The organism is Streptomyces sp. NPDC033966, assembly GCF_055575955.1.
On the sequence record NZ_JBVIRQ010000019.1, the window covers coordinates 78,211 to 96,869 of the forward strand.

General features: G+C 73.5%; 14 protein-coding genes. 8 read left to right on the plus strand and 6 right to left on the minus strand.

Annotated features, from left to right (window positions below; all coding sequences use genetic code 11):
• Entirely contained in the window at positions 1-984 is a 984-nt protein-coding gene (locus tag ACZ518_RS35275; protein ID WP_469117110.1) for an ABC transporter substrate-binding protein, read from the plus strand.
• Between the two features lie 63 nt (positions 985-1,047).
• Here the strand turns inward: ACZ518_RS35275 and ACZ518_RS35280 are convergent, their stop codons facing one another.
• Positions 1,048-1,926 carry a sigma-70 family RNA polymerase sigma factor gene (locus tag ACZ518_RS35280; protein ID WP_469117111.1) on the minus strand — a complete coding sequence of 293 codons (879 nt, stop codon included), beginning with the start codon at positions 1,924-1,926 and terminating at the stop codon, positions 1,048-1,050.
• Positions 1,923-2,300 carry a VOC family protein gene (locus tag ACZ518_RS35285; protein ID WP_469117112.1) on the minus strand — a complete coding sequence of 126 codons (378 nt, stop codon included), beginning with the start codon at positions 2,298-2,300 and terminating at the stop codon, positions 1,923-1,925. The genes ACZ518_RS35280 and ACZ518_RS35285 overlap by 4 nt, the downstream gene beginning before the upstream one ends.
• Positions 2,301-2,487: 187 nt before the next feature.
• On the opposite strand from ACZ518_RS35285, the gene ACZ518_RS35290 reads away from it, so the two are divergent.
• The 5 genes from ACZ518_RS35290 (at position 2,488) to ACZ518_RS35310 (ending at position 8,156) form a co-directional block, all read left to right on the plus strand.
• Positions 2,488-3,027: a hypothetical protein gene (locus ACZ518_RS35290; protein WP_469117113.1), complete on the plus strand. Its 540-nt coding sequence runs from the start codon at positions 2,488-2,490 to the stop codon at positions 3,025-3,027.
• A 148-nt stretch (positions 3,028-3,175) separates the two neighbouring features.
• Positions 3,176-4,639: a hypothetical protein gene (locus ACZ518_RS35295; RefSeq protein WP_469117114.1), complete on the plus strand. Its 1,464-nt coding sequence runs from the start codon at positions 3,176-3,178 to the stop codon at positions 4,637-4,639.
• 170 nt (positions 4,640-4,809) lie between these two features.
• Entirely contained in the window at positions 4,810-6,093 is a 1,284-nt protein-coding gene (locus ACZ518_RS35300; protein ID WP_469117115.1) for an AAA family ATPase, read from the plus strand.
• The gene (locus ACZ518_RS35305) at positions 6,090-7,412 is read left to right on the plus strand and encodes a vWA domain-containing protein (RefSeq protein WP_469117116.1); all 1,323 of its coding nucleotides are present in this window, start codon (positions 6,090-6,092) and stop codon (positions 7,410-7,412) included. The genes ACZ518_RS35300 and ACZ518_RS35305 overlap by 4 nt, the downstream gene beginning before the upstream one ends.
• Positions 7,413-7,730: 318 nt before the next feature.
• A complete protein-coding gene (locus ACZ518_RS35310; RefSeq protein ID WP_469117117.1) occupies positions 7,731-8,156 on the plus strand; it encodes a hypothetical protein in 426 nt (141 codons plus the stop codon).
• Positions 8,157-8,187: 31 nt separating this feature from the next.
• On the opposite strand, the gene ACZ518_RS35315 is transcribed toward ACZ518_RS35310, so the two are convergent.
• Positions 8,188-8,760 carry a CGNR zinc finger domain-containing protein gene (locus ACZ518_RS35315; RefSeq protein WP_469117118.1) on the minus strand — a complete coding sequence of 191 codons (573 nt, stop codon included), beginning with the start codon at positions 8,758-8,760 and terminating at the stop codon, positions 8,188-8,190.
• Between the two features lie 85 nt (positions 8,761-8,845).
• On the opposite strand from ACZ518_RS35315, the gene ACZ518_RS35320 reads away from it, so the two are divergent.
• Positions 8,846-10,066 (plus strand): MFS transporter, encoded by a 1,221-nt coding sequence (locus tag ACZ518_RS35320; protein WP_469117119.1) that lies wholly within the window; start codon positions 8,846-8,848, stop codon positions 10,064-10,066.
• 308 nt (positions 10,067-10,374) lie between these two features.
• On the opposite strand, the gene ACZ518_RS35325 is transcribed toward ACZ518_RS35320, so the two are convergent.
• On the minus strand, positions 10,375-10,863 hold the full coding sequence (locus ACZ518_RS35325; RefSeq protein ID WP_469117183.1) for a VanZ family protein: 489 nt from the start codon (positions 10,861-10,863) through the stop codon (positions 10,375-10,377).
• 53 nt (positions 10,864-10,916) lie between these two features.
• Between ACZ518_RS35325 and ACZ518_RS35330 the strand changes: the two genes are divergently transcribed.
• Entirely contained in the window at positions 10,917-12,392 is a 1,476-nt protein-coding gene (locus ACZ518_RS35330; RefSeq protein ID WP_469117120.1) for an MFS transporter, read from the plus strand.
• 51 nt (positions 12,393-12,443) lie between these two features.
• On the opposite strand, the gene ACZ518_RS35335 is transcribed toward ACZ518_RS35330, so the two are convergent.
• A complete protein-coding gene (locus ACZ518_RS35335; RefSeq protein ID WP_469117121.1) occupies positions 12,444-14,849 on the minus strand; it encodes a SpoIIE family protein phosphatase in 2,406 nt (801 codons plus the stop codon).
• Positions 14,846-18,595 carry a HAMP domain-containing protein gene (locus ACZ518_RS35340; RefSeq protein WP_469117122.1) on the minus strand — a complete coding sequence of 1,250 codons (3,750 nt, stop codon included), beginning with the start codon at positions 18,593-18,595 and terminating at the stop codon, positions 14,846-14,848. Before ACZ518_RS35340 ends, ACZ518_RS35335 begins: the two co-directional genes overlap by 4 nt.
• Between the last annotated feature and the right edge of the window lie 64 nt (positions 18,596-18,659).

Consider the following 18,659-nt stretch of genomic DNA (forward strand, 5'->3'; position numbering starts at 1 on the left):
ATGCGATACCGACCCTTCCGCGGCGGGCGCGGCCGCCGCGGCGCGGCCCTGCTCTCCGCCGCTGCCGGACTCGCCGTCCTCTCCGGCTGCGGTGCGGCCGACATGACCCGGCAGGCCTCTCCGTACGCCGCCGCGCAGGACGCGAAGACGGTCACCCTGTCCGTCCAGTCCTGGGTCGGCGCGCAGGCGAACACCGCCGTGGCCGCCTACCTCCTCGAACACGAGCTGGGCTACCGCGTGGACACCGTGCAGGTCGACGAGGTCCCCGCCTGGGACGCGCTGAGCCAGGGGCGGGTCGACGCGATCCTGGAGGACTGGGGCCACCCCGAGCAGGAGAAGCGGTACGTCGAGGGCAAGAAGACGATCACCCGGGGCGGTGACCTGGGGGTGACCGGCCACATCGGCTGGTTCGTCCCCACGTACTTCGCCGAGGCCCACCCGGACGTCACGGACTGGAAGAACCTCGACAAGTACGCCGACCAGCTGCGCACCCCCGAGAGCCGGGGCAAGGGCCAGCTGATGGACGGTTCCCCGTCCTACGTCACGAACGACAAGGCGCTGGTGAAGAACCTGGGTCTCGACTTCGAGGTCGTCTTCGCCGGCTCCGAGGCGGCCCAGATCACCCAGATCAAGCAGTTCGCCAAGGAGGGCAAGCCCTTCCTGACGTACTGGTACGAGCCGCAGTGGCTCTTCGAGCGGGTGCCGATGACCGAGGTGAGGCTGCCCGAGTACACCGAGGGCTGCGCCGACGTCCCGGAGAAGGTGGCCTGCGCCTACCCGCACACGCCGCTGCAGAAGTACCTGAACGCGCGCTTCGCCGAGTCGGGGGGCGAGGCGGCCGCCTTCCTGAAGAGGTTCCGCTGGACCGAGGCGGAGCAGAACGAGGTGTCCCTGATGATCGCCGAGGAGAAGCTCTCACCGCAGGAGGCGGCGAAGAAGTGGGTCGAGCGCAACGAGCGCGTCTGGCGGCCGTGGCTGGGCTGACCGCCCGCGGGCCCTCCGTACGGTCCCGGCCCACCGGGGCGGGACCGTACGGGCCGGCCGGCGTCAGCAGTCCGGCGCGGGCAGGTCGACCGAGGCGAGTTTGGCCGGGTCGACGACGATGTGGATGCGGGTGATCCGGTCTTCGGCGACGGTGAAGGCGATGACGGAGAGAGGACTTCCGTCGGGGCTCCAGGACATGTGGCCGGGGCTGCCGTTGACCAGCACCGGGCGGTGGCGGGCGGCCTCGCGGGAGAACGTGCGGGCGCCGGCGGCGACCTTGGTGGCGCCCAGGGTGACGACCACGCCGTCGGGGGTGTCGACGGTCAGCTTCACGTTCGGGTCGAGCACGCGCAGGAGCGCTTCGAAGTCGCCGCCGAGGGCGGCGGCACCGAATGCCCGGACGACCTCCCGCCGGTCGTGTCCGGTGCCCGTCGGCCGGTCCGTGGCCCGGACCTTGCGGCGGGCCCGGCTGGCGGCCATCTTGGTGGCGTCGGTGGACCTGCCCAGGATCCGGCCGATTTCCTGGAACGGGACCGCGAACATGTCGTGCAGGACGAACGCCAGGCGTTCGCTCGGGGTGAGCGAGTCGAGCACGACGAGCAGGGCGAGACCGACCGAGTCCGCCAGCGCCACCCGCTCGTCCGGCGCGAGGTCGTCGTCGGGCGTCACCACGAGGTTCGCGAACTCTTCCTCGTAGGCGGTTTCGGGGTGGGACCGGCGGGATCTCAGGAGGTCCAGGCTGATCCGGCCGACCACGGTGGTCAGCCAGCCCGCCGGATTGCCGATGGTCCCCTCGTCCTGACGGACGAGGCGCAGCCAGGCTTCCTGGACCACGTCCTCGGCATCGGCGTGCGAGCCCAGCACGCGGTACGCGACGGCGCGCAGCCGGTCGCGCTGGGCTTCGAACGCCTCGGTCACGAGGCCGGACGGGTGTGCGGTCACGGCTTGCGCGGCTGACGCAGCGAGACCCGGTTGCCGTCGGGGTCCACGGCCTCTATGCGGAGCCCGAACGGATACTCCTCGGGTTCGGACCCTTCGAAGGTGACGCCGCGCCGGCGCATGATCTCGACGTCCTTTCGCAGATCGTCGGATTCGAGGATCACCGGACCGGGCACGCCGGCCGGCTGTCCCGTGCCTGCCGCCTGCGCCCACAGGATGATCTGGACCGGGCTGTCGGGAACGCCGACGGTGAGGAAGCGTCCGTCGGGCCCGGGGTAATCGATCCGCTTCTCCAGGCCGAGCCCGTGGGTGTAGAAGTCCAGCGCGCGGTCCTGGTCGGTGACGTAGATCGTCACGTACATGATGTCGGTCAGCATTCCGGTTCTCGATTCACTCGTCGGTGCGGTGGCCGTTCGTCTCCGGCCGTCACACCCATGACGGATGCCGACGGGGGAAGGTAACAGGACCGGTCTTAGTCTTACGATCATGGCTTTGCGACCCGACGAGTTTTTCGACCACGCACGTGCGGCCGCGGATGACGAGCTCCGGCTTCCGCTGGCAAGGATGACCGGGTGGGACGTCAGTCCCTTCGAGGCGGACGGGCTACGCGTCTCCGCTCTTCGCCCGCCCGTTCTGCCCGAGCCGCCGCGGCACGGCGAGGATCCGGCCGACTGCGACGAGTGCCGCTCGCGCGACGAAGGCATCTGGCTCGACGACCGCTGGCGCCTGGCCCGGATACCGGGCGTCGGCGTACCGCTGGTGCTGATGCTGTTCCCGCGCGACCACTACGACATGGCCGACCTGCCCGACGGACTGGCCGCCGAGCTGGGCGTGCTCACCACTCACATCGTGCGCCACGTGCAGGCGCTGCCGCACGTCTCGCGGGCCCACGTCTACCGGATCGGGGACGGGGCCGCACACCTGCACGTGTGGTTCTTCGCCCGGCCCGAAGGGCAGGCCCAGTTGTACGGGTCGTGGCTGCCCGTCTGGGACGACCTCCTGCCCGAATACCCGGCGGAAGCGGCCGACGCGGACGCGGCCGCCGTCGCCGACGCCCTGGTCGCCTCGTACGGAGGGCACCGCCGCACCACCGGCGGCGCATGAACCGCCGGCCGCCCCCACGCGCCGACGGCCACCCCCAGGGGGCCCGGAAACCCGGCTGACAGATCATCCGGGACCTGCTTATGATGCCGCCGATGAAGACCTACTCCTCTACCGGAACGGGGGAATCGTCCGCGCAAGGTGAGTGCTGATGGCACCTCACTTCGCGGAACCGATTCCGTCCCGCCTGCTCATGTGGCAACGCGTACGCGAGTACGCCGTTCCCCCGTCCATGATCGAGAACGCTGCGGCGCGCCGGGCCGCCGGTGACTGGGCGGGGGCCTGCGCCGCCGCCCGGATCGACGTCGATCTCGACCTGCATGCCGTGCGCGACCGCCACGGCACCGAACTCGCCGCCCGCGTGCGGGCCGATCTGCGCCGCCTGGCGCCCGATCTGCTGCGCTGGCACATGCCCCGGATCGCCCCCGACGGGCGTCTGCGGCCCGGCCTCACCCTCTGTCTGGCCCGTTACGCGGCCCCCGGTCACGCCGCACCCCGGCTCGTGGTGCGGACCCCGCCCGCCTGGGCGGACGCGGGCCAGCGAATGTCCCTGGCGCTCTGGGAGGGGCCCCGGGACGGTGCACCCGCACACCATCCCCACCCCCATCCCGACCGGCGCTTCCGGCTCGACCTGCACCGCCACCTCTGGGACGGCACGCGCAGCGCCGAACTGGCCGGAAGGTACTGGGCCGAGGAGGTGCCGTACGGGCCGGAACGCCGTGAGCCGGGGAACCACGCTCCCTCGCGGCCGCCGGACCACTGGGCCGCCGAGGCCGAGCTGCTGCTGCGGGCCGAGGGCCGTGGCCCCCGCGGCCCGCTCGCCGTACGGCTCGGCCCTCGCGGCCACGCCGTCTTCGAGCTCGTCGCCCCCGACGACAGCCACGCGCCGGTCCTGCGGCCGGTACGGGCGGTGCTGTCGGCGCGGGAGGCCGCGGCGCTCCCGGTGCTGCCGGAGGCCGCGGCCAGACCGCTGCCGGACTTCGAACTGCTGCGGGCCGGCCTGCTCCGGGCCGACCGGCTGCACCCGCTGGTCGCGGCGGTGCTGTCGGGCCCCGGCTCCGCCGGGCCGCCGGTTCTCGCGGGGGTTCCGGGCGGCTCCGGGGCGGCGGCGCCGGGCGCGGCGGCCGGAGCCACGGACCCGCACCGGGTCGACTGCCTCGGGGAGGTCCACCGGATCGCGCTGCGGGACGGGACGCTGGCGGCCGTCGACCACGAGCCGGCCCAACTGGCCCGTGAGGAACTGCTCATGGCGCTCGGCGGGCCCGGCCTGCCCTGCCTCCGGGCGATCGACACGGTCCACCGCAGCCCCGAGGCGCTGCCCGCCGTCCGCGAGCGGCTCGGCCACGGCGATGTGACCGGCGCCCTGGCCGTGGTCGAAGGGCTGCTCGGCACCGGCGCGGTCCTGCGTGAAGGTCCCCTGCGGGAGGCCCTGGAGGCGGCGGTGGCGGGCCGGCTCGACCACGGGCTCTTCCGCGCGGGGCTGGTGCCGGTGCATCCCGCCGCGCTCGTGGCGGGCGGTACGGGCCACCGGCCGCGGCTCGACCGCCGTGTCCCCTGGGACCTCCGCCGCAAGCAGGGCTCCCGTTCCCGCCCCCGGACCGGCCTTTACAGCTGACGGCCCGCACGGCACCCGGCCCCCGGGCCGCGGCCGTCGGGCGCACCGGCCCGGCTCCCCTTCCACGTACGTCCGGCACCGCGCGCCGCACCGGGGCCGCCCTCACGCGCCGCGCCGCCGACCACCTCCCGGACGGAACCCCCGTCCCCGAACCCGCACAGGTGATGACCATGACCTCTGGCATTCTTCTCCCCGCCCTCCCCGACCACCCCGCCCTCCCCGATCACCCCGATCGCCCCCAGCTCTCGCTCGCCGAAGACCTCCTGACCCTCCTGCGGACCACCACCACGGAGCCGCGCCCCGATGAGCAACTGGAGGCGCTGGCCCTGGCCGTGGCCGCGGACCTGCCCGTCCTTCTGTGGGGCGAGCCCGGCATCGGGAAGACCGCCGCCCTGACCCAGCTCGCCGCCTCCCTGGGACTGCCCCTGACGACCGTGATCGCCAGCGTCCACGAGCCGACCGACTTCTCCGGCCTGCCCGTCCTGGGCGAGGACCCGGCCGAGAACGGGGTGCCCATGGCGCCGCCGCAATGGGCCGTGGAGCTGGTTCGCGCCGGCCGGGGGCTGCTCTTCCTCGACGAGCTGTCCACCGCCACCCCCGCCGTCCAGGCCGCGTTGCTGCGCGTCGTCCTGGAGCGGCGGGTGGGCGCGCTGCAACTGCCGCCCGGCGTGAGGATCGTGGCCGCCGCCAATCCCCGCGCCTCGGCCGCGGACGGCTGGGAGCTGAGTCCGCCCCTGGCCAACCGCTTCGTGCACCTCTACTGGGTGCACGACCGGGAGGTGGTGGTGCGCGGCCTCGGCGGGGTCTGGCCGCGTGCGGAGCTGCCCCGGCTGGACCCGGCGGGGCTGACCGAGGCGGTGGCGTTCGCCCGCCGCGCGGTCTGCGGCTTCCTGAACGCCCGGCCCACGCTGATCCACCGGCTGCCGACCACCGAGACCCGGCGCGGCGGCGCTTGGCCCTCGCCCCGCAGCTGGGAGGCCGCGATGACGCTGCTCGCCTTCGGCACGGCCGCCGCCGTCTCCCGCGACGTGCTGGCGCTGCTGGTCAGGGGCGCGGTCGGCGACGGCCCCGGCCTCGAACTGCTCGCCCACATCGACCGGATGGAGCTGCCCGACCCGGACGCGCTGCTGGCCGACCCGGCCGCCGCCGAACTGCCGGAGCGCGGCGACCTGCGCCAGGCCGCGCTCGAAGCCGTGGTCGCCGCCGTCGGAGCGCGCCCGGAACGGGAGCGCTGGGAGGCGGGCTGGGCGGTCCTCGTCCGGGCGTTGGAGACCGGCGCACCGGATCTGCTGGTCGGCCCGGCGAAGGCGCTGGCCGCTCTCCGACGCGACGGCTGGGAGGTGCCGGAGACGGTGGAGCGGCTCACCGCGGTGGTCGGCCTCGCGCGGCGGGCGGAGGACTCCGTGGCCCGCACCGCGAAGGGCAGCGCCGGCACGGCGGGCGGGGGCCGATGAGCACCCCCGCGCGCCCGCACCCGCGCCCGCGCCCCATGTCCCCTCCCCCGCCCCCGCGCCCCGTACGGGTCGCGGTCCCCGGCCCGCCGCCGGACCCCGCGGTCCCGCTGGACACGGAGAAGCTGCTGGCCGCCCGGCTGCACGCGGCCGCCGTCCGCCCGTACCTCGCCGGAGCGCTGTTCGCGCTGCACGTGGTGGAGGACGGGTCGGTGCCCACGATGGCGGTGGACGCCCACTGGCGCTGCTACGTCTCCCCGTCCTTCGTGGCGCGCACCCCGCTGGAGGACCTGGCGGGTGTGTGGGTGCACGAGGTCTCCCACCTGCTGAGGGACCATCACGGGCGCAGTGAGCGGTACGCGCGGGAGCACGGGGAAGGCGGGCCGGGGCAGCGGCTGCGGCAGAACCTCGCCGCCGACTTCGAGATCAACGACGACATCTACGGCGACGGCCTGCCCGTGCCCGCGGGGGCCGTGCGGCCGGCCATGATGGGCCTGCCCGACGGGTTGCTGATGGAGGAGTACCTGAGCCGGTTCTCGCTGGCCGCCCGCACCCCGCTGCTGACCTGGCTGGACTGCGGCAGCGGCGCCGACGGCCGGGCGCGGCCGTGGGAACTGGGGCCGGAGGGCGCGCACGGACTGACCCGGCAGCAGCGGGACGCCGTCCGCTTCCGGGTGGCCGAGGCGATCACCGGCCGGCCGGGGGACGCCCCGGAGGGCTGGCGGCGGTGGGCCGACGAGGCCTTCCATCCCCCGCAGCCGTGGCGGCAGCTGCTCGGCGCGGCGGTGCGGGCGGCCGCGGGCGGGCCCGGGGCGGGCGAGGACCACAGCTACCGGCGCCCGTCCCGGCGCTCCGCCGGGGTTCCGGGGGTCGTGCTGCCCAGCCTGCGCCGGATGCCGCCCAGGGTCTGCGTGGTGATCGACACCTCCGGATCGGTCAGCGACGCCGAACTCGGCACCGCGCTGCTGGAGGTCGCGGCGATCTCACGGGCGGTGGGCGGCCGCCGCGACCTGGTCTCGGTGATCTCCTGCGACGCGGCGGCGGGGGTCGCCGTACCGCTGTGCCGCGCCGAGAACCTGGAACTGGTCGGCGGCGGCGGTACGGACCTCAGGTCGGGGTTCGCCCGGGCGCTGCGGTGCCGCCCCCGCCCGGACGTGATCGTCGCCCTGACGGACGGGCAGACGCCCTGGCCCTCCGCCCAGCCGTCCTGCCGTACGGTCGTCGGCCTCTTCCCCCGGCCGGCCCGCTCCGTCGACGAGGAGGACCCGGACTACGTTCCCGACGCCCCGCCCCCCTGGGCCCGCGTCGTCCACCTGGGCTGACCGCGTGGGTGGCGCCGCCGGGGCCTGGCACGGAAACCGGCCGTCGTGGTCGCGGGTACGCGTCCCCGTATCGGTCGGGGGGTGGGGTCGCGGAACGTACGGTCGGCAGGTGCCGGGCGGGTCCGGCCCCGTCGGACAGCGAACCGGCGGCGCGCAGCAGGCCGACGCGGAAGGGCTGGTCCAGGCCAATCGGCCGCACGTCGGTCCGCCCCTTCCCCAGGAGGCTCAAAACAGTGCTGCCGAACGATCCGCGAGCTGGTGAAGTCGTCCACCGGTGCCCCGACGGGGCATATGTGACCGGACGGCAGAAGGAGAACCGTGCCCACTCCCAGGAAACTCACCGCCCTGCTCGCGGTCGGCGTCCTCGCTGCGGGAACCCTCGGCGGGGCTGCTTCCGCCGCGGCGGCCGCGACGTCCCGGCCGGCAGGGGTGGCGCCGGCCGCCGCGGCGTCGTGCATAAGCGGCGCTTGGAGGTACGACGGATACAGGTTCGCCCCCGAGGGGGACGGCTACTACGTGACGACCAACCGGTGCTCGGACATCCAGGTCCAGCCGGACCGGGACACGACGCTGAGGCTGTGCTACCTGAAAAACCGGGACGAGGACAAGAAGGTCTGCAAGGACTGGGTGACGGTCAAGCCCGGCAGGTGGAAGGTCCTGGGGACGGACTTCGGCGACGGCACCTACTTCTACATCGACTTCCCCAACTCCGACACCCTCAAGACGGGTCTGGTCGCTGCCTGACGCCCCCAGGGCAGCCCGGGCCGGGGGGTACTCAGCTCCGGGCCGCCTTGCGGGCCCGGAAGGCCGCCGCCTTGACCCGGCTGCGGCAGGCCGTGGAGCAGAAGTGGCGGACCGTGTTGCGAGAGGCGTCCACGTACACCCGGTCGCAGTGCGGGGCCGTGCAGACGCCGAGGCGTCCGGCGAGGTCACTGCCGATCGCCAGGGCGAGAGCGGTGGCGCATCCGGCGCTCCAGCCCACGGCGAGACTGTCGTCGGAGCCGTGGAAGTGCACCTGCCAGGGCTCGCCCGCGACGCGGTCGAGTTGCGGGCGGGCGCCGGTGGTGCGCAGCAGGGCGTTCACCAGTCGGGCCGCCTGGTCGATGCGGCCCCCGTCGACGGCCTCGAAGACCGCCCGCATCTGCCGGGCGGTGCGCGCGAGGTGGACGGCGTGCTCCGGGGCGACCGCGGAGCGGTCCGGCGAGGGCGGCAGGGCGTCGTGAACCGCTTGCGGGAGCTGGTCTCCGTGCGGAGCGGTGTAGGGGCGGCCCTGCCGGGTGCCGTCGGTCAGCGCATTCACGAGGGAGACGCTCGCATCGAGCAGCGCCACCACGTGACCATCGAACATCACTTGACCGGTTACTCCTTTGACCTCTAGCCTGCACGCGCAACCGACGATAGCCGTTTCGCCGGTCACGCGCGAGGGGGGTTTCGTGAGGTCCGCGCAGAACCGGAACCCCCTGCCGCGTACGGTGCGGCTGCTGGTCGCGGCCCGAGCGGTGAACCGGCTGGGGGCGTTCTCCCTGTCGTTCCTCACCGTGCTGATCACGACGGGCTTCGGTGCCAGTACCGCTGTGGCCGGCTACGTCAGCGCCGCTTTCGGGCTCGCCACGATCCCTTCGCGCCTGATCGGCGGCCGCCTTGCCGATCGCATCGGCCGGCGCCGCACGATCGTGGCCGGCCTGACCGGGTGCGCGGTGGCACAACTGGGCATCGCCTCGGCCGGCGGACTGGTGGCGGCGGCCTGCTTCGCGGTACTGATGGGGTTGGCCTTCGAGGTCTACGAGCCGCCGAGTCAGGCGGTGATCGCGGATGCCGTCCCGCCCGGCGAGCAGGTCCGCGCCCATGGCCTGTTGAACGCCGCGCTGGCCGTGGCCGGCATGGGAGCGGGCCTCCTCGCGGCCGGGCTGGGCCGCTGGGACCTGCGATGGCTCTTCGTGGTGGATGCCCTCAGCTGCCTGCTCTGCGCGCTGACCGTGCACCTGCTCCTGCCCGCGGACCACCGCGCCGCGACAGCGCCGACGGAGCCGGCCGCCGCCATCACCCCATGGCGGGACCGTGCGTTGCTCGTGATGCTCGCGGCAGGGACCCTGCTCGCGGTGGTCCACCTCCAGATCGTGATCGGGCTGCCCCTGTCCCTGGAACTCCGCGGACTGCAACCCGCCGACGCCGGACTGCTGTTCACCACGTCCGCCCTCACCATCACCGCGGGGCAGCCGCTGCTGAGGCTCGAGCGCCTCGCCACGCTCCCGGCACCCGCCGCCTTCGCCGGCGGCTATCTCCTGATGGCCCTCGGCCTCGCCGGGTACGCGCTCGCGCACGGCCTCCCCGGCCACATCGCGGCGACCGTCACATGGAGCGTGGGCGACCTGCTCCTCGTGGGCCGCGCGTACGCGCTCGTCGCGAACATGGCCCCCGCCGCCGGGAAGGCGCGGTACCTGGCGGTCTACGGCACGAGCTGGGGCATCGCCGGGATCGCCGCCCCGCTCGTCGGCACCCAGCTGCTCGCGCGTGCCGGAGCTGCCGGGCTGTGGGGGGCGATGTCCTTCGCCTGTCTGGTCCTCGCGGCCCTGCATCCCGTCTGGGTCCGCACCGTCGGCGACGGCCTCGCACGGAACGCCGGGCCCGCTCGGGATCAGGCGGGCCGTCCGTAGCCGTCGGCCCCGGTCGTCGTCCCGCCGACGGGCCCGGGGGCCGCTGCACGGGCAGTGGGCGCCGGGGGCTCGGCCGGGCCGGGTCTGCGGGGAGGCATGGACGCGGCCGTGGGCTTGCCTGCGACGGGACGACGGAGCGGTGCCGTGCCGGCGGCCCGCGGGCGGTGTCCCGGTGAGGGGTGCCGCCCGCGGTCACCAGCCGCGGTGGTCGCCGGTCTGGCGAGACGTGCCGCCGTCACTGGCGCGTGTGTCCCCGATCTCCGTTCCCAAACCCCGTCACCGGCAACCGGGTTCGGGCCGGACGCGCCTTACCCGCCCGGCGGCGGCACGGAGCCGCGGGCCGGGGCGCGGCGTCCGCGACGGAGCGGGCAGTGCCACCAGTGGCGGCGGCGCGGGTGCACGGCCCGGCCCAGCCGGCGGCCCAGGAGGAGGTAACCCAGCAGCGCGCCCGCGGTGTTGAGGAGGACGTCGTCCACGTCGAAGGCGCGGCCCGCGACCAGGGCGCCCTGGATCAGCTCGACGAGCGTCATGACGGCGGCCGTCACCGCCGCCACCCTCAACAGCCCGCGCGCCTGCGGGAGGAGGACCGGGAGCAGTACTCCGAACGGGATGCCGAGCACTACGTTCCCGCCGAGCTGTTCGGCGGCCTCCCTGACGGACGCGCCGTCGAGGTACAGGCCGATCGAGGCGTCCGGGTGGGTGTTGCTGTGCGCGATCCCGGCCGAGGCGGCCGACGGCTCCAGGGTGACGCGCGCCAGGACCAGGCTGAACAGGACGGTCCCGGCGAAGGCGCCCAGCCGTACGGCCCGGTGGTGGTTTGGGGTGCCGGGCGGCGGGCAACAGCGCGTGCATGGCTGAGCTCGGGGATCACCGCGGAAGCCCGGACACGGGAACGGTCACCACGAAGGTACCGGCGCGGCTGGACCGGCTGCCCTGGTCGCGCTGGCACTGGATGATCGTGGTCGGGCTGGGCACCGTGTGGATCCTCGACGGGCTGGAGGTGACCGTCGTCGGCAACATCGCCGGACGCCTCTCCGAGGACGGCAGCGGCCTCTCCGTCACCGACGCCCAGGTCACCGGCGTCGCCGCCGCGCTCTACGTGGCCGGGGCGTGCTCGGGGGCCCTGGTCTTCGGCCGGCTCACCGACCTCTTCGGCCGCAAGAAGCTCTTCCTGGCCACCCTCGGCCTCTACCTCGCCGCGACCGCCCTGACCGCCGTGTCCTTCTCGCCCTGGTGGTTCTTCCTCTTCCGCTTCCTCACCGGTTTCGGCATCGGCGGCGAGTACGCGGCCATCAACTCCGCGATCGACGAGCTGATCCCGAGCAAGTACCGGGGACGGGTCGACCTGATCATCAACGGCAGCTTCTGGCTCGGGGCGGTGGCCGGTGCGCTGCTGTCCGTGGTCGCGCTGGACACGGACGTGTTCCCGGCGTGGCTGGGCTGGCGGCTCACCTTCGCCCTCGGCGTGGTCCTGGGCCTGGTGATCCTCCTGGTCCGCCGGCACGTACCCGAGAGCCCCCGCTGGATGTCCATCCACGGCCGGGCGCGCGAAGCCGAGGAGCTGGTCACCGACGTCGAACGGCAGGTGGAGGCGGAGAAGGGGGAGCGGCTGCCCGAGCCCGACGAGGCGATCACCGTGACCCGGCGCCACAGCATCGGCTTCGGCCTGATCGCCCGGACCGTCTTCCGCTCGTACCCGCGGCGCGCCGTCCTCGGGCTGTCGCTCTTCATCGGTCAGGCGTTCCTCTACAACGCGATCACCTTCGGGTTCGGCACGATCCTGATCCGGTTCTTCGACGTCTCCAGTGGCGTCACCGGCTACTACTTCGCCGTCGTCGCGTTCGGCAACTTCCTCGGGCCGCTGCTGCTCGGCCGGTTCTTCGACACGGTCGGGCGGCGGCCGATGATCGCGGGCACGTACGTGCTGTCGGGGCTGTTGCTGTTCGGCACGGCCTGGCTGTTCGGCGCGGGCAGGCTCACGGCACTGACCATGACGGCCTGCTGGTGCGTGGTGCTGTTCTTCGCTTCGGCGGGGGCGAGTTCGGCGTACCTGACGGTGAGCGAGATCTTCCCGATGGAGACGCGGGCGATGGCCATCGCGTTCTTCTACGCGATCGGCACGGCCGCCGGCGGTATCTCGGGGCCGCTGGTCTTCGCCGGCCTCACCTCCAGCGGGGTCCGTTCGGACACCGTGCTGGCCTTCTGCGTCGGGGCGGCGCTGATGGTCGCCGCGGGACTCGTCGCCGTCTTCTACGCGGTGGCCGCCGAGGGGCGTTCGCTGGAGCGGATCGCCACCCCGCTGTCGGTCCGGTCCGACACCGCCTGAGCCGCCCGGCCGCCCGGCCGACGGGGCGGCCGGGCGACGGGGCGGCACGGCTCAGTCGACCTGTACGCCGATGACGCAGGTGTCGTCGTCGGTGTCGGACCAGCTCTCGGTGAGCAGCGCGTCGAGCCGGCCGTCGAGGTCCCCGGCGCCGGTGGCGGCGGTGTCCAGCAGATGGGCCAGGGAGTCCTGCACGGAGGCGTCCCGGCGCTCGACCAGTCCGTCCGTGAACATCAGCAGGGTGTCCTTCGGTTCGAGACGGACCTCCCCCTCGGCGTAGGTGACGTCGGGCAGCGCTCCGAGGAGCAGGCCCTCGATGAGGGGGAAGGCGCTGGCCTCGCCCTTCCTCACGAGTACCGGCGGCAGGTGTCCGGCGCGCGCCCAGCGCATGACGCGGGTGCGGGGGTCGTAGAGGCCGCAGACGGCCGTGGCGGTGACCTGCTTGGTCAGGTGGTGGGTGACCGTGTTGAGCCAGGACATCAGCTGGGCGGGGCCGGCGCCGGTGACGGCGAGGCCGCGCAGGGCGTTGCGGAGGACGACCATGCCGGTGGCGGCTTCGATGCCGTGTCCGGCGACGTCGCCCACCGAGAGCATGATCAGGCCCGAGGGCAGGACCAGCGTGTCGTACCAGTCGCCGCCGACCAGGGACTCCGTCTCCGCCGGCCGGTAGCGGACGGCGACGCGCAGCCCCGGCGCCTCGATGTGGTGGTGCGGGGGCATGATGGCGTGCTGGAGCTGGAGGGCGAGCCTGTTGCGTTCGGCCGATTCGGCTTCGGTGAGGGCGAGTTGGTCCCGGGTCGCGGCGAGCGCCACCTCGGTCCAGTGCTGGGCGGAGATGTCCTGGTACGCACCGCGCAGGGCGTGCAGCCGCTGTGCCGCGTCGAGTACGGGTTCGGCGACGACCCGGATGTGGCGCAGGATGCCGTCGGACCTTCGCAGGCGCAGGTTGACGGAGGCGGGACGCCGGTAGCGCAGCACGGCGCGCAGGAAGCGGCCGAGGGCGGCGGAGTCGTCCGGGTGGGCGTGGTCGGGCAGGTCGCGCAGCGGTACGGGGGACGCGGTGGCCGGCAGTCCGTGGAGGGCGTAGAGCTCGGAGTTCCAGGTGATCTCGCCGGTGGCGAGGTTCTCCTCGAAGCCTCCGATGCGGCCCAGGCGCTGGGCGTGCTGGAGCAGGTTGGCCAGCCGGGCGGTCTCGTCCTCGATCCGCCAGACGAGCAGGACGGCGGCGCCGTGCCGGCTGACGCTGATGTCGGCGACCGAGGTGAGCGGGATCTGGTCGACCAGCGCGGTCAGGCTGACGCGTTCGGCCCGGAAGGGCTCGCCGGTGGCGTGCACCCGCTCGATGGTGTCGAAGAGCCCGCTCTCGCCGGCGGCCATCGGGTAGGCCTCCAGGAGCAGTGCGCCGTTGACGTCCGCGCGCGGACGGCCCACGGGGTCGACGAAGCGGCTGTTCGCGTGGCGGATGCGGAAGTCCGCGAGTCGGCCGTCGGCATCGAGGACGGGGGTCAGGATGATGGTGGGGTCGTGCAGTCCCTCGGCGAGGTCGATGAGTTCCGAGACGTCGGGGAGCAGTCCCTCCGGCGCGGCCGCTTCGGGCGGGGACGCCGTGTCGAGGGTGTGGGCGCACAGTTCGGCCAGCGCCTCCACCTGGCGCTGGATCTGCGGGGGCTGCGGTGGCAGGGGCCGCGGCCAGCAGACTTCGAGTACGCCCTGTACGCGCCCGCCGGTCCCGGCGGGTACGGCCATCCGGCCGCCTTCGGGCCATTGGAGGCGCCCGATCGAGGGGATGCCCTCGCGTCCGAGGTCGGCGAGGGTGACGGGGGCGCGTTCACGCAGGGCCAGGCGGGGAACGGTGGAGACGCCCGGGGGCACGTGACGCCAGCGGGAGGCTTCCTCGGAGGGGAATCCGGCGTGGCCCGCGAGGGCCAGTGAGCCGTCGGGGGCCGCGGCCCACACGGCCACGGCGACCGCTCCCAGCGGGGTCAGGGCGTTGGCGAGCAGGGATTCGGCCACGGCCTGGGTGTCGGCGGCGGCGGCGAGCACTCCGCTCTCGGCGGTGCGCAGGCGCACCGACAGGGTGGAGGCCGTCCCGGCCGGCGGGGCGGCCGCGGTGCGTTCGACGAACTCGGCCGCGACCTCGCTGACGTGGTCGCGGGCGGCCTGGTTGACGATGTCGGCGGCGAGTTCGAGGGGGGAGAGCCCCGCCTCGCGGCACAGCTCGTCGAGCTGGTGGGCGGCGGCGGCCGGGGTGCAGTCGAGCCGCCCCATCAGGATGCCCTTGGCCAGCTCGACCAGGGCCCGGCCGTCGGCCGCCGCATGGGCCTCGCGTACCTCTCGGCGCAGCCGCTCGACCGTGGCGACGAGGCGCCCCAGCGGGGTCGGCGCCTGCTTCGGGAGGGAGGGCGGCGGCCCTTCTCCGGGCCGGCCTTCGGGGGTCCGGGAGGTGTGGGAGTAGGTCACCGGACGGCCGGCCCCTCGTCGTGGGGGCCGGGGCCGGTCAGCCAGTGGCGGACGCGGCCGATGAGGTCGTCGGCGTCGACCGGCTTGGTGACGTAGTCGCTGGCCCCGGCCGCCAGGCTCTTCTCCCGGTCGCCGGGCATCGCCTTGGCCGTGACGGCGATGATGGGCAGCTCGGCGTGCGCGGGCATGCGGCGGATCTCCGCGGTCGCCGCGTAGCCGTCGAGCTCGGGCATCATCACGTCCATCAGGATGAGGTCGATGCCGGGGTTGCGGGTGAGCGTCTCGATGCCCTTGCGGCCGTCCTCGGCGTGGAGCACGTGCACGCCGTGGAGTTCGAGGATGCCGCTGAGGGCGAACAGGTTGCGGGCGTCGTCGTCGACGACGAGGACGGTGCGCCCTGCCAGGTCCCCTTCGGGCACGGGTGGCGTCTCCTCGCCCTCGGGCACCGCGTGCGCGAGTGGCAGCACCTCGCCGGGCCGGTCGGCGGACAGGTGCAGGACGATGCGTTCGCGGAGCTCGTCGAGGCTGCTGAGCAGTTCCACGCGGCGGGACGGGAGCCGTTCGCGCAGGGCCTCGCCCGGGCCGTTCTTCAGGCGGGGGTTGTTGTGGGCGAGGACCGGCAGCGAGCTGAGCGCCGGGTCCCCGTCGAGCGCGTCGAGGAAGCGCAGGGCTTCGCCACCGGGCATGTCGAGTTCGAGGACGACGCAGTGGAACGGCTCGGACGCCAGCACCGCGGCGGCTTCTCGCGAGCTGGTGGCGCCGACCACCTGGATGCCGTGCTGCTCCGCGCCCGGGGCGGGGCGCGGTACGAGGTCGCGTTCGGCGCTCTCGGCGACGAGGGAGAGCAGGCCGCCCTGGCGCTCCTCGATGACGAGGAGGCGGCGGGCCTGCCGCTGCGGTCCGCCCGAGGTCTCGCCGGCGCCCTCGCGCCGCTGGCCGGGCAGCTCGTACGCGGTGGTCCCCGGGGCCGGCGCCGGGGCCGCGGAGAGGGGGACTCCGGGGTCCCCTTCGAACTCGGCGTGGCTGACCGGGAGGTAGAGGGTGAAGGTGCTGCCCTGGCCGGGGGTGCTCTCCGCCGCGACGGCGCCGCCCAGCAGTTGGGCGATCTCTCGGGTGATGGAGAGGCCGAGTCCGGTGCCCCCGTACTTGCGGCTGGTGGTGCCATCGGCCTGTTGGAAGGCGCCGAACACGGATTCCAGCTGCTGTTCGGGGATGCCGATGCCGGTGTCGCGGACGCGGAAGGCCATCAGGCTCCCCCGGCGGAGCAGCCCGGCGGGCACCTCGGAGTCGGTGGCCCGTTCGATGCGCAGTTCGACGCCGCCGCGCTCGGTGAACTTGACCGCGTTGGACAGCAGGTTGCGCAGGATCTGGCGCAGCCTGGCGTCGTCGGTGAGGAGGGCGGCGGGGGCGTCGGGGGCGGTGGTGACGGTGAAGTCGAGGCTCTTCTGGGTGGTCATCGGCCGGAAGGTGGCTTCGACGTAGTCCAGCAGCTGCGGCAGGTGGACCCGCTCGGGGTGGATGTCCATCTTGCCCGCCTCGACCTTGGAGAGGTCGAGGATGTCGTTGATCAGCTGGAGCAGGTCGGAGCCGGCCGAGTGGATGATGCCCGCGTACTCGACCTGCTTCGAGGTGAGGTTGCGGGTGGGGTTCTGGGCCAGGAGCTGCGCGAGGATGAGCAGGCTGTTGAGCGGGGTGCGCAGTTCGTGGCTCATGTTCGCCAGGAACTCCGACTTGTACTTGGAGGCCAGCGACAACTGCCGGGCGCGTTCCTCCAGTTCCTGCCGCGCCTGTTCGATCTGCAGGTTCTTGGCCTCGATGTCGCGGTTCTGGCTGGCCAGCAGGGCGGCCTTCTCCTCCAGTTCGGCGTTGGAGCGCTGCAGCTCCTCCTGCTGGTCCTGGAGTTCGGCGGAGCGGGCCTGGAGTTCGGCGGTCAGGCGCTGGGACTCGCCGAGGAGTTCGTCGGTGCGCGCGTTGGCGACGATGGTGTTGACGTTGACGCCGATGGTCTCCATCAGCTGGCTGAGGAAGTCGCGGTGGACGGGGGTGAAGGCCGAGAAGGAGGCGAGTTCCATCACCCCGAGGACCTGGTCGTCGACGACGATCGGCAGGATCATCAGGCTGCCCGGGGTGGTGTGGCCGAGCCCGGAGGAGATGACGTAGTTCGCGGGAACCTGGTCGGTGGCGATGGTCCGGCGGCTGCGGGCCGCCTGTCCGACGAGGGAGTCGCCGAGGGCGAAGCGTACGGCCACCCCGTCGGACGCGGAGCGGCCGTACGAGCCGACGAGCGTGAGCATCGTGCCCTGCCGGGTGTCCTCGGCCAGGTAGAAGGCGCCGTACTGGGCGGCGACGAGCGGGGTCAGCTCGTCCATGACGAGTTCGGCGACGACCGCGAGGTCGCGGTGGCCCTGCATCAGGCCGGAGATCCGCGCGAGGTTGGACTTGAGCCAGTCCTGCTCCTGGTTGGCGCGGGTGGTCTCCCGCAGCGAGCCGACCATGGAGTTGATGTTGTCCTTGAGGTCGCCGACCTCTCCGGGCGCTTCCACGGTGATGGAGCGGGTGAGGTCGCCCTCGGCGACGGCGCTGGTGACGGCGGCGATGGCCCGGACCTGCCGGGTGAGGTTGCCGGCGAGCTCGTTGACGTTCTCGGTGAGCCGTTTCCAGGTGCCGGATACGCCTTCCACCTCGGCCTGACCGCCGAGGCGGCCCTCACTGCCGACCTCGCGCGCCACACGGGTGACCTCGGCGGCGAACGCGGACAGCTGGTCGACCATCGTGTTGATGGTGGTCTTCAGCTCCAGGATCTCGCCGCGCGCGTCCACGTCGATCTTCTTCGACAGGTCGCCGTTGGCCACGGCCGTGGTGACGAGCGCGATGTTGCGGACCTGGTTGGTCAGGTTGTTCGCCATGGAGTTGACGTTGTCGGTGAGGTCCTTCCAGGTCCCGGCCACGTTGGGCACGCGGGCCTGGCCTCCGAGGCGGCCCTCGGTGCCGACCTCGCGCGCCACCCGCGTCACCTCGTCGGCGAACGCCGAGAGCGTGTCGACCATCGTGTTGATGACCTCGGCCAGCGCGGCGACCTCGCCCTTCGCCTCCACCGTGATCCTCTGCGACAGGTCGCCGCGGGCCACGGCGGTGGCGACCTGGGCGATGGACCGCACCTGGCCCGTCAGGTTGGACGCCATCACGTTGACGTTGTCGGTGAGGTCCTTCCAGGTCCCGGACACCCCGCGGACAGTGGCCTGGCCGCCGAGGTTGCCCTCGGTGCCGACCTCGCGCGCCACCCGCGTCACCTCGGCGGCGAACGCGGACAGCTGGTCGACCATCGTGTTGATGGTCGTCTTCAGCTCCAGGATCTCGCCGCGCGCGGTGACGGTGATCTTCTGGGAGAGGTCGCCCTGGGCGACGGCGGTGGCGACCTGGGCGATGGACCGCACCTGCGCGGTCAGGTTTCCCGCCATGAAATTGACCGAATCCGTAAGGTCCAACCAGGCTCCGCCGACCCCGGGGACCTCGGCCTGGCCGCCCAGCGTCCCCTCCGTGCCGACCTCGCGCGCCACCCGCGTCACCTCGGAGGTGAACAGCGACAGCTGGTTGACCATCCCGTTGAAGACGGTGGCGATCTCCCCGAGGAGCCCTTCCGCCGCGTCGGGCAGCCGCGTGCGGAAATCCCCGTCCCGCACGGCCGTCAGCCCCTCCAGCAGCAGGCGCAGCTCGGACTCGGTGATGCCGCCCTCGCCTGCTGCCACTGGCGCTCCGCCCGGTGCGACCGCGCCGGTCCGCTCAGCCATCTCCAACCCCACTCTCGCCGTA